Source organism: Bradyrhizobium sp. RT6a (assembly GCF_040547675.1).
Taxonomy (GTDB): domain Bacteria; phylum Pseudomonadota; class Alphaproteobacteria; order Rhizobiales; family Xanthobacteraceae; genus Bradyrhizobium.
The window spans coordinates 1-13902 of sequence record NZ_JBEPQC010000020.1 but is presented as its reverse complement, the minus strand read 5'-3'; the positions used below and the strand labels follow the sequence as shown (position 1 = coordinate 13902).

Here is a 13902-nt window from a genome sequence, read left to right as displayed (position 1 = left end):
TCAGCAAGCCGCCTGACCTTCACCCAACGGCATCACATATAGCTCGCCGTGCCCGCGCGCACGCGTCAATCAGGCGGCCTTCGGCGTAGGCGTACCATATGCCGCCTTCCGCTTCGCGATCAGCTCAGTGCGCTGCGCCGGGATCGGGTCGCGGCGGATCAGGCTTACGTCGATGCCGGTCAGGGGCGCCTAATGGGAAACACAGCAAATTTCCCCGGACTAGGAACAAAAGCCGCCAAGCCTGAGCGGGGTTCTAAGAAGTTGACAGACCAAGGATTTACCGCCGCTACTGGGCGAACCCGGACGGGGGCAATGTCCGGTGCCCGAAGCCTCCGATGCGCCGCTGCAATCAAATCTTCAAGTTAAGCTTGATCTCGTCGCAGGATTAATTCGGCGACCGAGAAGCGGTACCGCAATGTACTTGCCGGTGAATGCCCAAGAAGGAACGTCTCGGCCTGCGTTCGGAATTTCTGACTGAGTAACAGCTGCGAATCTTCGAGATGCATCGTGAGCTGTGAGTGCGCGAGCCTCGCCAAATGCTTCGCGTCTTTGGCCGCTACAGGTTCCGTTCACGACCCGCGAGAAATCGCCGATCGCGAGCCTCATGGAGACAACACCCGTCGCGGCTGTGCCGCAGGCGACGACGGCGCACCGTCCTACTGTTGAGGACTGCCGATATCAAACGCGCCTAGACCGTAATCTTCGCCCAACGATTGGTCAGTCGTCGGCCGGGCGAGCAAGGTGAATGTCGCATCGGGGTAGCGCGTCCACACCTCAATGTCCTCTGAAGTGACGGTTAGATATCCGAAGAAGCACTTGTATCGACCCGGCTCCGTTACCCGGCCGATTTTGTCCCAATTGATCTTGTTAACGCGCATCGCTAGCTCCACTCGTTCTCAGGCAGCGAACCGGGCGGAGGCTTAAGTGCTTCGAGGCCGGCTTCGATCACCGCCAATTCCTCTTGGATCGCTTTGGTCGCGTTTTCTGGGTTGATGCCCGACACGGCTTCCAGCTGGGCGAGCACCTTGCGCCGATGCTCCAGCAAGTCGGCTAGCGCGCGTCGGTCCCGCACCTTCACGTAGCCAGCGACGATCAACTCTATGGCCTTTGACACGTTCGTCGCTCCAACCGGTTTGCGGGTTATCGGGGTCGGCTAAGTTCTGCCAGACCGGCTTCGGTCATACGATATTCGACACCTTCGCCGGTTGAGCGTCGCTCCATCCATCCGTTTCGTAAAAGAGCGAGCGTTGTTCCGGGGTGTTCGGGAAGCTCCGAAGAAGGCACCCAATCGCGGTCACGAAGAGGATCGAGCATTTGCCGGTGATACTGATTAAAAAGCGGCCTGCGCTTTTCCTGCCGGCCGATGTCTTGACGTACCGTTTCAAGCGGGCGTTCAGTTTCCATGGCCGTTTGTTGCCATCGCACCGTTTACGATCAGTTACGGATCGGGAACAGCCGGCATGTTTTTCTAAATGATTCATGGATATTGGTTTGCGGCATGGATCATTGAGGACGCATCTGTTTGGCTCGGCTTGCCCTTAGGCGAAGTGAGCATTAACCATCGAATCTGCAGCATAGGGCTAAGATCGAAAGCACGGAGCGATTCGCGATGAACCGAGACATTAAGGAGTTCCAGCGTATCGAGCGGATCTGCTTGATGCTTGCGGCTCATGCTTCCACTGAAATCGAATGGGCTGGGCTACTGGCAGTTAGTAGTAGTGACCCTCACGCGGGATCAGCAGCATGAGGGGCAGCAAGCAGCAAGGATCTGGAGACCAGTAGCCTCTAGCCCGCTAGCTAACGTACCTGGCGGGCTTCTCCCGTTGGGGATGACCAACTTGTCTTGAGCCAGCGCGCCAGAATAGCAGAGACATGCGTGAAATGACGAGAAGCGAAAAGCCCAAGAGGTGGACTGAGGCAGAGGTGCAACTTTTGTTTAAGCTAGCCCGCGAGGGCGCGCGCCGGGGCGAAATTGCCAAGGCGTTGGAAAGATACGTCTCATCGGTCGAACGCGTAGCGCGCGACATGGGTCTGCAGATCCGAAAGTAAATCCGGGCTCTCACTCCAGGAATCTCTCTGCTTCTGTCGATGGACGCCAGTCCGAATGCGAACAGAGCGCCACCTGCAACGACGAGCGTGCTCCAGCCTCCCCATGTTAGCCACGCGCCAATAAGTGCCAGGACTAGACCAAAAAGCATGATGTACGCCGAGATCGTGTTTTGCATCGCACCGTACTTGTTGAGGCCGGCAGCGGTCGCGGGCGGTATGTGACCTTGCTGGCGTTAGCAGGTCGTAGTCAACCGTTCGGTGCGCGCTGTACTGGAGACCGGTCATCACGGTCCCGCGTTCGATGTCGCCACTTGCCGCGTCAGTTTTCAGGGCGATTTCGCCTGGGGGCATATGGTTTCGTGCAGAAGCCAAGAACGAAAGCCCTTGATCCGTGGTGACTTTTCGCCTTTTCTATTTGCCTTGCGGGGAATTCATATTTTATCGAGGTGGGAAGATGTCGCATTTTGTCCGCCGCTGGACCTCGGACGACATTCAGAAGCTTAAAGCGATGGCCGGGAAGCATTCCCGTGAAAAGATTGCCGCTGAATTGGAACGAGGCCCATCAGCTATTGCTGTAAAGGCGCATCAACTTCGCATTTCTCTGCGATGCAAAGGGCTCCCGGACCAAGCTGCCAAGGGGCCTGGACCTACATCCAGTTCGGCGACCCCAGAAGACGCCTAATCTCAAAAGCAAAAAGGCCCCAGCTCAGTTGGGGTCGGAGCGAGCTGCGGCTAGCGAGCGCCCTTTGAGTAGGGCATCGGGAAAACTCGGCAATACGCCCAACGTTCCGCTCGGAGAGTACGGATCGGCGGAGAGACGGCCCCGGCTTCAGGGGGCTCTTGGGGTCCCCGGGGCCGCTCCGCCACTTGGGCGATCTGGCAAATATCAAGCCGCGCCCGCTGGCACGCACGCGAAGCTATCGAAGCCAATTGCTTTGAGCTCTCAGCGAATGTTGATCGGGGTACTCAGCCACAGCAATTAGACGTCCAAGACGAGGTCTGATGCGCGGGATCGCCATACTCATTTCGCGCGAAGATGACGCTACGGGTTCGACAGCTGCTTGCGCTGCGATATTGCACTCAACACTTGACCCGAAGACTTTCGATCAATGCGTCAACGCCTGCATCAGGTGCGACCATAGCGTGATGACCACGTGCTCGACGTCTTGCCGTCTAAAAGGCGCCCGATAAAATTCCGTTGCTCGCGGCGCAGCTGCATGCGGGACATACTGGAAGGACCCTCGATGCCAGGCCGCGCCGATAATGAACTGCAGGCTGCGGTCTCTGCCGCGATTGGGCAATGGAAGAGCTCAAGGCAGCTACCCTGCCTTTCCCCCAGCGCCCGCAGCGGGGCTTGGCGCCGGCAGGTCACTCTCGGCACGCAGAGCGCCAGCTTCCGATGGGTGGCGGCTTGGCTCCTCAGCTGCACCTTGAAAGCTGCATCCGCGCGCGGCCAGCAATCGCTCGAGAGCCCTGTCTAGCCTCGCCTGCAAACCAGGGGACGTTACGCCGAGCATGATTACCGGCGTTATGGTGCACGGGCGGAAGCTGCCGTATTCTCCGAAGCGGAAAAGGCCATGCCGTTGTGATCCGCGGCCACCGACGCCGTCCTTTGCGCCGCTGGCGGGACGGCCTAGCATCATTAGCGGCGCAGCCGCCGCGCAAGAGGGAGCAGACAGTGGAACGCAGACGATTTGTTCAGTTTTTAGGCCTCGGTCTTGCGATGCCGATCACCGCAGCTCGATCGCAGGGCCGCCGCAAGGTTCCGCGAGTGGGGGTTCTTTGGCACGCAGCCGGCGAAGAGCAGGAGCGGGAATACTTCACCGTCTTGATGCAGGCTTTCCGGGACCTTGGCTATGTCGATGGCAGCACAGCCGAGTTCTTGCATCGGTATCCAGCGGAGCAGATCGAAAAGTTCCGGCAGTTTGCCCAGGAGCTGGTCGACAGTAAGGTCGACGTGATTGTGTCGGTGACGATCCGAGGAACGATGGCCCTCAAACAACTGAACAACTCCATTCCGGTGGTTTTCGTCTTGGCCGCCGATCCCGTCGGTTTGCATTTAGTCGAAAGCCTTGCCCGGCCCGGCAGCACTATGACGGGGCTCTCGCTGATGTCGGAGGATCTTTCCGGTAAGAGAGTGGCTATCCTGAAAGAGGCAATCCCGACGCTCACTCGTTTGGCTTTTCTCATGGATCCAAGCGATCCCAATTCCATACAGCCGGCCGGTGCGCGGAGCACTGCTCAAGCGCGGGGGATCGCGTTCGCAGATGTGCCGGTTGCTGGGCCCGACGCCATCGAGCCAACGTTTGCACGGCTCGCCGCAGAAGGGTTTGGGGCGGCGCTGGTCGGAGGATCGATGTTTTTTAATGAGCGCGCGCGTCGGGCAAGCCGCGCTGAACAACAAAATCCCCACCATGTCTTTCATTGCTGAAATGGTCCCGTATGGCCTTCTCATGACCTATGGCCCGGACTTCGTGGAGTTCTTCCGGCTGTCAGCGGCACTAGTCGACAAAATCCTCAAAGGGACCAAGCCTGCCTACGTCCCCGTCGAGCAGCCCACACGTATCAAACAGGTTGTAAATCTGAAGGTGGCGAGAGCACTTAACCTCCCGGTACCCGCATCTCTTCTCATTACATCCGACGTTGTGTTGGAATGATGATGGCCCGCTTTGGCGCCCCACCTTTTCCCGATGGTGTCATAGGCCTTTGGCTCTGCTAGGGCGCCGCCATGAAGCGGCGGATGGCGATCTCGTGCCCATTGTCCCGTGCTCTGCTGGATTTGCCTTTCAGCCGCTTCAGGCATGGCACCACGTAGCGGCGCGCCAATCGGATGCCAAGAAACCCTATCGCATAGGCGGCGTGGAACGCCTGAAGCCCCGGAAAATATCAAACAGCGACCGTTTGGCGGGTTCCTAAGCTCTAAACGCAATGTGCCTAGCTTCGTCCGCCGGGCCATAACTACGAATCTATAGTTGCCGTGTCGGAGGGGAAAACCCGATGCGCCTTGTATAGCCTTATCTAGGAGTTGCTCTCGGCGCGTCGTCGGCGGCGTGGTCTCGATGATGTCGGTTGAACTCGTCTGCCAAAATTCGTCGATGCGTGCGCCGCCTTAGCGTTTTGTCGTGAGGGTCGTCTCCCTTCTGCTCTTGCAGGAATTTCTGCATGGTCCAGGCGCTTCACGATCGCGCGGGGCGGGGCGCTCGGACGATCGCCGCCAAGCTTGGGCTGCAACTCGACGAGGTCGGTGAAGACGTCGGCCTGGCGGCGCAGCTCGCCAACGATCATCGGCGGCTGGCTGGCGATCGTGGAGATCACGGTGACCGCACGCCGCGGCGCTGCACAGCCTCGACCAGGGAGCGGAAGTCGTGTCGTCCGAGAACAGCACCATTTGGTCGATGTGCTCGGCGAGCTCCATGGCATCGACCGCAAGCTCGTATCCATGTTGCCCTCGACCTTGCGGCGTCCGGGCGTCGATAAATTCTTGGGTCGCCTTGGTGACGCCGGTGTAGCCGTTCGAGCCAGTCGATCAGCGAACGGATCGAGGAACATTCCTGATCCTCGATGATCGCTGTGTAGTAGAACGCTCTCAGCAGCGTCCCGCGGCTCTGCAATTCCTTCAGCAGGCGCTTGTAATCGATGTCGAAGCCAAGAGTTTTCGCCGTCGCTTAGAGATTGGCGCCATGAAGAGCGACATCGCCCGCTCCGTTGCGAGACGAATGGCATTCGAGATCGCCAGCTTTGGCTATCCCTCACGAGCGCGGATTGTGCGAGTCCGGGACCTTTGGCTATCTGCTAGGGGCGCGCGACAAGCGGGGGGATCTCGCCAAAGTAATCTGTTGGTGATCGCAGCCGTTCCAGCTCTCCATCACATTCTTTTTGTGCAAACAGCGACTTCCGGAGAGCCGCGCTCTGGCAGAGAAATTGCAGCGCGAGCATTATGCCCAAATTCCATTTTAAGCTGGTCGATAGTCACATTGTCTCGGATCACGGCGTACACGACTTGCCCGGCGAGACCGACGCGGAGACGAGGCCATCAGGCTGGCGCGCTCACTGCCCGAGGCGCAATCTGTCGCAGACGAGCAAGGGAGACAAATCTGCAACATCCCAATTCGATGACATCTGACCGCGAGAGTTCCGAGGGCTCATTCTTCACGAAGTGCTCGCGCCCTGCATCGGTGATCTCATACCGAAGAGAGAACCGGTTCACATTGCGCATCGGTCGATGGGAGCCAGCAGCGGAGTGAGCGCTGCGTCTCGCAAGGTCAAGTCAGCACGATAAAATATCGAACGCAATGCACGGGCTGAACTGACAAGCTCTCTGGCCTGGCAAAACTGGCCAGCGTCGCTGGCAGGCCCGGCGCCTCGATGCGGCGCGGATCGCGTGGGGCCTGGCGGCGTTGATCGATGCCAGACCGAAAGCGAAAAGGTCTCCACCTAGGATGATCACCGGGCTTAGCCATCTCCAAGTCAGCCGCGGGCCGAGAAGAGCCAGCAGGAAGCCGAACACGCATCATCGCTACCAAGATCGTGTTTTCCAGTTCGGTAATGGGACGGGACAGCGGAAACAGACGGCGCACCCATGGACGGCTGAGTGGATCAACATTGTCCCTACTATCGCATAGAGCAGCACGGACATGAGTTAAGAAGACGAAGAACAACCTCTGACTATTTCGTTCGCCAGCAAATTGCGGTTCGGATCTGCGTTCTTAGTGCTTGCGACGGTCCATCTCTCTGAGGAGCGCATGGAGAAAGTCGCTGGCATGGTCATAGTGTGCCGTGCCGCTGGTGACCTGCTGGGCGCAGGGGCCGATTATGTTGCCCACGATTTCGGGCCCGAGCACCTCGGTGCGATCCGACCAAAGCTCAAGCAAATTCTCGGGAATGTCTTGGCTCGAGCCAAACAGCTTCAACAGAGATCGTTCTCCGTCAGGCTCTTTGTCGTGGTGAGCCTTGGCCGCATAAAAAGCAAACAACCCACGAAAAGCATCGCGAGTAACAGCAGGTTTTGCCATCACCACTTCCCCGAACGAATTGAGTTCTTAATGCCAGGAAGTCTGAAGCTCCCGTGCAGGAAAAGCCAGAAAAAATACGCTGATTACGCACTAGAAAAGAGACAGCCAAACTCACCAATCCACTGGCGCGGCGCGCAAAGAGCCGCCGAAGGTGGGCTCAATATGTGAAGCGCTGATCTGGAATTGTGCTCAAGGTACGCGGGCTGCATTGATGCCGCTCTAACCCGGGGACGAAAGAGGTACGGCACAAAACGTATTAGCCCTGGTTAGGCCAGGGCAGGTTTCTTTTGCCTAGCGGGACCGACGCGGTCCGGGAAAAACTTGCGGCTTGTACATCAAGTCGTTCCGCCCCTGGATGCCATAAAGCTTGCGTTCGTCACCGACGCGGTGAGGAGCTTGGTTCTTCATGCTGGGAGGAGAGACGCAGGGGCTTGCACAAGACAACTGAGCTGATCTGCGCCCAGTCAGCAATGAAAAATAGGCTACTAAATATCCGGGCAGGCCGGGCGGTCCGATTGAAGTTCATTCGCAGGAGCGTTGGCTAATCGCTCCAGCTCCGATTGCTCTTCGCTTAAGCGCTTCTCGATAAACTTGCGCTCAAATTCGGTCAGGCGCGTTCGCAACAACCGGCGGTACCGTTGGACGTTGTCGTGACAAGCTTGTGTTCGAGCCGATTGCTCAGCTTCTCTCGTCGGCATCTCACACTGGCCTCTTTCATGCACTTCGAAGGCTCGCTCGCTGCTTCCCCACGTCTCGCCGGATCAGCGGCCTCGCCGGCTACGATCTGGTCACTCAAGCTTACGCCGCGTGGCTCGAAATAGAGCGTCCTTGCGGCGTTATTCAGCCTGCCCTCTGAAATTCCACCGGAGGAAGCCTAGCAGGCTAACAGTGACGGAGGTGTGAAGCAGTTTACAAGCGCCCTGACAACGATCAGGTCGCTGTGGCAAGTGCTTCCCTTGGATCCAATGCTTCTGGTTCGCGCCACGCTGGGGCCGATCGCGATTTTTGGCACAACCCCGCGAGGCCATCCAGCAGGCCTAGGCGTTAGGACTCCTCCGTTCCCTGCGGCCGCCCGTTTTTCCGTCCCTGGGGGCACCCGTTTCGCAAACCCACGCGGCGCTAACATGAAAAGGACCGCAGGATCTGGGTGGATCCTGCGGTCTATCCGGGAAAATTGATTGTTTACGGAATAAGCACTTCCAGCCCCGGTTAGGGGCGATGATTCCAGAACTTGGATCGGAGGTTGAGTCCAAATGCATCTGTTCCGAAGCGGAACATCAAGAGCTGTTGCGCCAGTGCAACGTTTTCACGTCGCAGGGAATAGGAACGTTGGGACGAGCGGCAAAAAAAATGCCTGTTTGCATGATGCCGAAAGCGAACTCCCGGCTCCATTGGTCCTTAGCACTTTACAATGTTGCCACAGGGGTCTCGTCGTAGTAGTCACCATCGCCGCCAACAAGGTAGGCAAGAGGAGCGATCCGAACCAAGTCGGGCGCGAGGCTGAACCGCAACAGCTGGCGGAGAAGCAGTGCATGAGCTGGCAACCTGATGATTGAAGGCGGCCCTATGTGGTGTCCCTCACCGGACGGCGGGTCGTCACTGGAAACCAGCACTATCTGATCTGGCGACGTGTCTCGAGAACCATTTCGAGCTCGCCATTGCCGAGCTGACGCGGCGGCAACTCATACAACACGACCAAGTCCGGCAAGCGCAGAGCATCAACGGAAGCACAATACCTTCCTCGGGTGGTACCTCGGCGAAGGTTGCCTCGAGCACAACGTGCTCGCGCCTATCGAGCGCCCAACGAAACTCGTGCCCAAAGGTCGCGCGACGCGCGGATCTCGTGGTGAAGGATCAACGAGCTTTCTTGATTTGCCGTCGGGATGGGAGCGGCGGGCGAAGGTAGAGGGATGATCTTTTTTGCAGCGTGCCCCGGTTGTGCCCCAGACTTTTCGGGGCACAATGTAGGGGAAGCAAGTCGCTAAGTTACTGTAAATTCGGGGCTAATGGTGGGCGCACAAGGGATCGAACCTTGGACCTCTCCCGTGTGAAGGGAACGCTCTCCCGCTGAGCTATGCACCCGAAACCATCATGCAGGCGACCCGAGTTTCGGCCGCCGGCGCTTTGGAGCCCGCGATTTAGAAGTGCGGGCCGAAGGTGTCAAGTTTCGAGGCGCTGCCGGGCCGGAAAACCTTCCGCCGCCCCCGCAATGCGGCCGTGAGACCGTTTTACGGCCGCTTACGCGCCCTGCTGCCGGGCGCGGGAGGCGTGGGCCTGGAGCGCGCGGATGCGTTCGGCCAGTGTTCCGCCGCCTTCGGGCAGGGTGCCTGCGGTCGTGCCGTTGGTCGCGGCGTCATTGGCCGGGCGCGGCGCCGGCCTCGGCGGCTGGCCGGCCTCGGCCGCAAGCAGGGCCTCGATCGGCGAGTTCGGGCCTTCGAGCTGCATCGCGAGCTTGGCCACCTCGGCGGCGATGTCGTTGATGCGCTCGCGCAGCAGCGCGTTCTCCATCCGCTCGGTCGCCCAGGAGCTCTCGGCCTGTTGCTGGATCGCGTTGATGTCGCGCTGCAGCTTGGCGCGCTCGTCGCGGGCGGTACGGAGCTGCTCCTCCAGCGCGGCCTTTTCCGCGCGGATCGAGTCCATCGCGGCCGACGATTTGCCGCCGCTCAAGGCCGCGATCTCGACGCGCAGCTCCTTGATGGTGCGCTCGTTGCCCTCGTTGGCCTGGCGGAGCTGGTTGTTCTCGTAGTCGCGCTCGGCGAGCAGCTTGCCCTGCGTGGCGAGGCGGGCTTCGAGATCGCCGACGCGACCCGACAGCATCTCGGCCTCTTTCACCTGCACGATGAGCTGGCGATCGAGGTCGGTGACGCGCTGGCTCAGATTCTCGACGCGGCCGCGGGCGTCGCCGAGCTCGCGGGAGGCGGTCTCGGACTCGGTACGCTCCTGCGCCAGCCGCGCCTGCGTCGCGGCAAATTCCTTTTCGGCGTCGCCGACGCGGTTCTTCAGCTCCTCGATCTGCGCACGTACCACAACCAGCTCGACCTGGCGGCTCTCCGCCATCATCGAACGGTCGGACAGTTCGGAATTGATCTTTGCGAGCTCGCCCTGCTTGTCCGTCAGCGCGAGCTCGGCGGCGCGCAGGGCTGCGGTCTTGGTGTTGAATTCCTCTTCGGTGGCGCGGAGCTGCTCCTTCACCGCCTTCTCGCGCGCCTCGAGCGCGAAGATCGTGGCGTTCTTCTCGCCGAGCTCGATCTTCATGCGGTTGATGGCGTCGCTCTTCTTGCCGAGCTCGGCGAGCTGGCTCGTGGTCTTGTTCTTGAGCTGGTCGACGCTCATCTCAAGCCGTCGCGCCGACATGGCGAATTCGGCGCGGAGCTGGTCCTTGTCGGCCTGGATCTCGGCCATCGACAGGGGCGTGGCGGCCTCGAGCCGGCGCGTGGTCAGGCGCACGGCGCGGTTATGCACCAGCGGCACGATCGCAAGACCGCACAGCATCGAGAGCAGGAAACCGATCGCCAGGTACATGATCGGTTCGACCATGGGCCAGAACTCCCAAAGCTAAGGAAAAATTTACCAAGGACATTGCATGCGGGGCCGGCAAAAAGCCAGCCCCGACATGTCGTTAACCTTGATCCGTCGCCGGAGGGGAAAGCGGGACGCTAGAACGGGTTCCAGGTCGCGCGCGGGGTAAATTTCAAATAGCCGATATTGGCTCCCAGCCGCAGGCCGAGGCCCGAGCGGATCGGCACCAGCACGATGTTGTTGGCGGTGAGCGCCGTCATGCCGAAGCCGCCGATGATGTAGGCCGAGCCGTCGAGGCCGGCGAAGCGCTGGTAGATCGCGTTGGTGGCGGGCAGATTATAGACCAGCGTCATGGTCCGCGCGCCGTCGCCACCCCAGTCGAAGCCGAGCGAGGGACCCTGCCAGTAGACTCTGAGGTCACCGGCGTTCTTGGTGTAGAGCGTGCCTTCGCCGTAGCGCAGGCCGGCGACGAAAGCGCCGGACCCTTCCTCACCGAGGATATAGCCGTTGGGCAGGCCCCATTGGCTGACCGCCTTCTCGATGATCGAGGCGAGACCGCGCGAGACGTTGCCGAAGAAGCGGTGGCCGGCGTTCACGAGTTCGTCCGGCCCATAGGTGCTGGGCGTCGGGGTCCGCTGCGGCGGCGGCAAATCGGGCGGCGGCGGCTGCTGGGCGGAAGCCGGAATGATCCACCCGACCATCGCGGCAAGCGCGACTGCGGCAAGGCGTGATGCGAAAGTCATAAAAGAACCCCTGGTATCGAATCCGGTCGCTTCCTTAACCTGGCGCCAACAGGCGCGGCTCTAGGTTGCGCCGGATGTCCCCTCGACTCGGATGTTATCCGCAGCAACTATGACGGCACAACGGCAGGAAGCCAGCCCTTTGCGCCCCGGAATTGCCTTGATCGGCCTTCTGGTCTGCATGCTGTCGGGCATTTGGATCCTCTGCATGGGGTTGCCGGCGCAAGCGGCCACCACTGAGCGGATCGTCGTCAACCGCTTCAGCGGCGTGGCGATCGAGGGCTTCGACCCCGTGGCCTATTTCGTCGATGGCGCGGCCGTGCAGGGGACGGCCGAGTTCGAGGCGAACCTGTGGGCCGCAGTCTGGCGCTTTCGGAACGAGGGCAACCGGGCCTCTTTCCTGGCCCATCCCGAAGTCTACGGGCCGCAGTTCGGCGGCTACGATCCGGTCGATATCGCCCGCGGCGTCACCATCGCGGCCAACCCCCGTTTCTTCACGATCGTGGCGCAGCGGCTCTATCTGTTCAGCCGGGAAGCCAATCGCGACGCCTTCGCCGCCAATCCCGAGCGCTTCCTCTATGAGGTGGGCAAGCGCTGGCCGGCCCTCCAGGACAAGCTTAGCCAGTAGCGTCTTTACGATTTCAGAGTCTTGCCGCCTGCGGGTCACCCCAGGCGATGAACTCCGGGATGATGAAGCCGGCGTCGTTCCGCTCGCCGAAGCGGAGCGCGCCGCCCTTGCCGTCGGTCACGCTGCCGCCGGCCGCGGTCACGACCGCGTAGCCGGCCCCGACGTCCCATTCACAGGTGGGCCCGAAGCGGGGATAGATGTCGGCACTGCCTTCCGCGATCCGGCCGAATTTCACGGCCGAGCCGACCGTCTTCCTGACTGCGTTGGCGCGGTGATCGATGAACGCCTCGGTTCTGGGATCCCCATGCGAACGGCTCACCGCGGCGATCCAGGGCTCGCCGAGGGGCGGCAGCTTGCGGGTCTGGATCGGCTCGGCAGCGCCGATGGTCGCGCCGTCAAACCTGACCCGCTCGGCGCCGCGGCCGACGATGCCGCGCCAGAGCAGCCCGAGTGCGGGCGCGCTGACAATGCCCAGCAGCGGCACGCCCGATGTCACGAGGGCAAGGTTGACGGTGAACTCGTCGCGCCCGGCGACGAACTCCTTGGTGCCGTCGAGCGGGTCGATCAGGAAGAAGCTGTCGCGGAATGGCGGCGAGGCGAGCTGGGTCCGCTCTTCCGAGAGCGTCGGGATGTCGCCCGCAAGCTGGGCCAGCCCGTCCGCGATGATGCGGTCGGCGGCAAGGTCGGCCTCGGTCACCGGCGAGCCGTCCTGCTTGCCGTCGACCCGCATCGCCGTGCGGTTGACCGCGAGGATGGCTTCGCCGGCCTTCACCACCAGCGCGGTGAGCGGCTCCATCAGTTGGGAGGCGGCCGCGCCGTCGATGATCCGCTTCACCTGCATGCCTCATTCATCGGCAATTCCTTCCTTGGTCCAGTGATTCGCCGCGGCATTAGGGCCGCTTCGAACCGATCGCAAGCTAGCTGCCACGGGCTTGCGAATGTTAGAACCAGCAGCATTCGTCAAGCATGCTTGATTCGCCGCGTCCGCGCCGTGCAATTCCAGGAACCCTTTATGTCTGACGCTTCGTCACCCGCTACCGCCACCGCTCCAGATGCGCTCGAACTCGCTGCGCTGCTGTGCTCGCGGGTCTGCCACGATCTCATCAGCCCTGTCGGCGCCATCGTCAATGGGCTCGAAGTGCTCGACGACGATCCCAAGCCCGACGACCGCGAGTTCGCACTCGACCTGATTCGCAAGAGCGCGAAGACCGCCTCCGCCCGCCTCCAGTTCTGCCGCCTCGCCTTTGGTGCGGCCGGCTCGTCCGGCGCGCAGATCGATCTCGGCGACGCCCAGACTATGGCGCGCGGCCACATCGAGGACGGCAAGTGCTCGATCACCTGGAATCTGCCGCGGATCTTGCTGCCGAAGAATCGCGTCAAGCTGTTGCTCAACATGCTGGTTGTTTCGCAGCACACGATCCCGCGCGGCGGCACGCTGACGATCGATCCGATCGGCGAGGGCGAGACGATGAGTTTCCGCATCACCGCGACCGGACATAATGCGCGCCTGCCGCAGAACATCGCCGAGCTCCTGAGCGGCGAGCGCGGCCCGGCCGCGGATGCGCACGCGATCCAGCCTTATTATACGCGGCTGTTGGCAGAGGCTTGCGGGCTGACCGTGCGGCTCGCGCACGAAGGCGAGGCCATCACCATTATCGCGTCGTAGATACGCCGCCGCTCTCAAACGTTAATTAAATCTTTACGAGGCGCTTCGGCTTGTCCGGAGCGCCTTATCTCTTTGTTGATTCCGTTCTTTTCCACATACTCAACCAATATTAAACGCTTTGCGGTGAAGCTGGCCCCATTCCGAATTGGCGCATCACGTCTTGTGCGCGCCCTCCCTGTATGAAGGCCTGTTTTCATGGATGATCTGTTGCGGGAGTTTTTGACGGAAACCAGCGAGAGCCTGGACACCGTGGACAATCAGCTGGTGAAGTTCGAGCAGGAGCCGAAC

12 protein-coding genes and 1 tRNA gene are annotated in these 13902 nt (G+C 60.9%); 4 read left to right on the top strand and 9 right to left on the bottom strand.

Annotated features, from left to right (window positions below; genetic code table 11):
- Positions 1 to 656: 656 nt before the first annotated feature.
- Genes ABIC03_RS38935 through ABIC03_RS38925 form a run of 3 tightly spaced genes read right to left on the bottom strand, consistent with a single transcriptional unit; the run spans position 657 to position 1404 of the window.
- Positions 657 to 878 carry a hypothetical protein gene (locus tag ABIC03_RS38935; RefSeq protein WP_354066179.1) on the bottom strand — a complete coding sequence of 74 codons (222 nt, stop codon included), beginning with the start codon at positions 876 to 878 and terminating at the stop codon, positions 657 to 659.
- Between the two features lie 2 nt (positions 879 to 880).
- Complete coding sequence (locus ABIC03_RS38930; RefSeq protein WP_354066177.1) at positions 881 to 1114, bottom strand: hypothetical protein; 234 nt, start codon at positions 1112 to 1114, stop codon at positions 881 to 883.
- Between the two features lie 26 nt (positions 1115 to 1140).
- The gene (locus tag ABIC03_RS38925) at positions 1141 to 1404 is read right to left on the bottom strand and encodes a hypothetical protein (RefSeq protein WP_354066175.1); all 264 of its coding nucleotides are present in this window, start codon (positions 1402 to 1404) and stop codon (positions 1141 to 1143) included.
- Positions 1405 to 3727: 2323 nt separating this feature from the next.
- On the opposite strand from ABIC03_RS38925, the gene ABIC03_RS38920 reads away from it, so the two are divergent.
- Together ABIC03_RS38920 and ABIC03_RS38915 are read left to right on the top strand one after the other, a co-directional pair.
- A complete protein-coding gene (locus tag ABIC03_RS38920; protein WP_354066174.1) occupies positions 3728 to 4480 on the top strand; it encodes an ABC transporter substrate-binding protein in 753 nt (250 codons plus the stop codon).
- The gene (locus tag ABIC03_RS38915; protein WP_354066172.1) at positions 4416 to 4706 is read left to right on the top strand and encodes an ABC transporter substrate binding protein; all 291 of its coding nucleotides are present in this window, start codon (positions 4416 to 4418) and stop codon (positions 4704 to 4706) included. The genes ABIC03_RS38920 and ABIC03_RS38915 overlap by 65 nt, the downstream gene beginning before the upstream one ends.
- Before the next feature lie 654 nt (positions 4707 to 5360).
- On the opposite strand, the gene ABIC03_RS38910 is transcribed toward ABIC03_RS38915, so the two are convergent.
- The 5 genes from ABIC03_RS38910 to ABIC03_RS38890 all read right to left on the bottom strand — a co-directional run bounded on the left by ABIC03_RS38910 (position 5361) and on the right by ABIC03_RS38890 (position 11323).
- The gene (locus tag ABIC03_RS38910) at positions 5361 to 5660 is read right to left on the bottom strand and encodes a PIN domain-containing protein (protein ID WP_354066170.1); all 300 of its coding nucleotides are present in this window, start codon (positions 5658 to 5660) and stop codon (positions 5361 to 5363) included.
- A gap of 1095 nt (positions 5661 to 6755) precedes the next feature.
- Positions 6756 to 7061, bottom strand: a complete 306-nt coding sequence (locus tag ABIC03_RS38905) for a hypothetical protein (protein WP_354066168.1) — start codon at positions 7059 to 7061, stop codon at positions 6756 to 6758.
- A 2007-nt stretch (positions 7062 to 9068) separates the two neighbouring features.
- Positions 9069 to 9143 (bottom strand) — tRNA-Val (locus tag ABIC03_RS38900).
- 156 nt (positions 9144 to 9299) lie between these two features.
- Entirely contained in the window at positions 9300 to 10598 is a 1299-nt protein-coding gene (locus tag ABIC03_RS38895) for a coiled-coil domain-containing protein (protein ID WP_354066166.1), read from the bottom strand.
- A 119-nt stretch (positions 10599 to 10717) separates the two neighbouring features.
- Positions 10718 to 11323: a DUF1134 domain-containing protein gene (locus tag ABIC03_RS38890; protein WP_007606270.1), complete on the bottom strand. Its 606-nt coding sequence runs from the start codon at positions 11321 to 11323 to the stop codon at positions 10718 to 10720.
- Between the two features lie 139 nt (positions 11324 to 11462).
- Between ABIC03_RS38890 and ABIC03_RS38885 the strand changes: the two genes are divergently transcribed.
- The gene (locus ABIC03_RS38885; protein ID WP_354066163.1) at positions 11463 to 11948 is read left to right on the top strand and encodes a YHS domain-containing (seleno)protein; all 486 of its coding nucleotides are present in this window, start codon (positions 11463 to 11465) and stop codon (positions 11946 to 11948) included.
- Between the two features lie 13 nt (positions 11949 to 11961).
- Here the strand turns inward: ABIC03_RS38885 and ABIC03_RS38880 are convergent, their stop codons facing one another.
- Positions 11962 to 12789: a 3'(2'),5'-bisphosphate nucleotidase CysQ family protein gene (locus ABIC03_RS38880; protein ID WP_354066161.1), complete on the bottom strand. Its 828-nt coding sequence runs from the start codon at positions 12787 to 12789 to the stop codon at positions 11962 to 11964.
- 171 nt (positions 12790 to 12960) lie between these two features.
- On the opposite strand from ABIC03_RS38880, the gene chpT reads away from it, so the two are divergent.
- Complete coding sequence (chpT, locus tag ABIC03_RS38875; protein WP_354066159.1) at positions 12961 to 13614, top strand: histidine phosphotransferase ChpT; 654 nt, start codon at positions 12961 to 12963, stop codon at positions 13612 to 13614.
- Positions 13615 to 13902 lie beyond the last annotated feature (288 nt).

Bases quoted from the DNA above. Each gene is read 5' to 3' on its own strand.
- ABIC03_RS38935 (WP_354066179.1), bottom strand. From the start codon at position 878: ATGCGCGTTAACAAGATCAATTGGGACAAAATCGGCCGGGTAACGGAG.
- ABIC03_RS38925 (WP_354066175.1), bottom strand. From the start codon at position 1,404: ATGGAAACTGAACGCCCGCTTGAAACGGTACGTCAAGACATCGGCCGG.
- ABIC03_RS38915 (WP_354066172.1), top strand. From the start codon at position 4,416: ATGAGCGCGCGCGTCGGGCAAGCCGCGCTGAACAACAAAATCCCCACC.
- ABIC03_RS38905 (WP_354066168.1), bottom strand. From the start codon at position 7,061: ATGGCAAAACCTGCTGTTACTCGCGATGCTTTTCGTGGGTTGTTTGCT.
- ABIC03_RS38895 (WP_354066166.1), bottom strand. From the start codon at position 10,598: ATGGTCGAACCGATCATGTACCTGGCGATCGGTTTCCTGCTCTCGATG.
- ABIC03_RS38890 (WP_007606270.1), bottom strand. From the start codon at position 11,323: ATGACTTTCGCATCACGCCTTGCCGCAGTCGCGCTTGCCGCGATGGTC.
- ABIC03_RS38880 (WP_354066161.1), bottom strand. From the start codon at position 12,789: ATGCAGGTGAAGCGGATCATCGACGGCGCGGCCGCCTCCCAACTGATG.
- chpT (WP_354066159.1), top strand. From the start codon at position 12,961: ATGTCTGACGCTTCGTCACCCGCTACCGCCACCGCTCCAGATGCGCTC.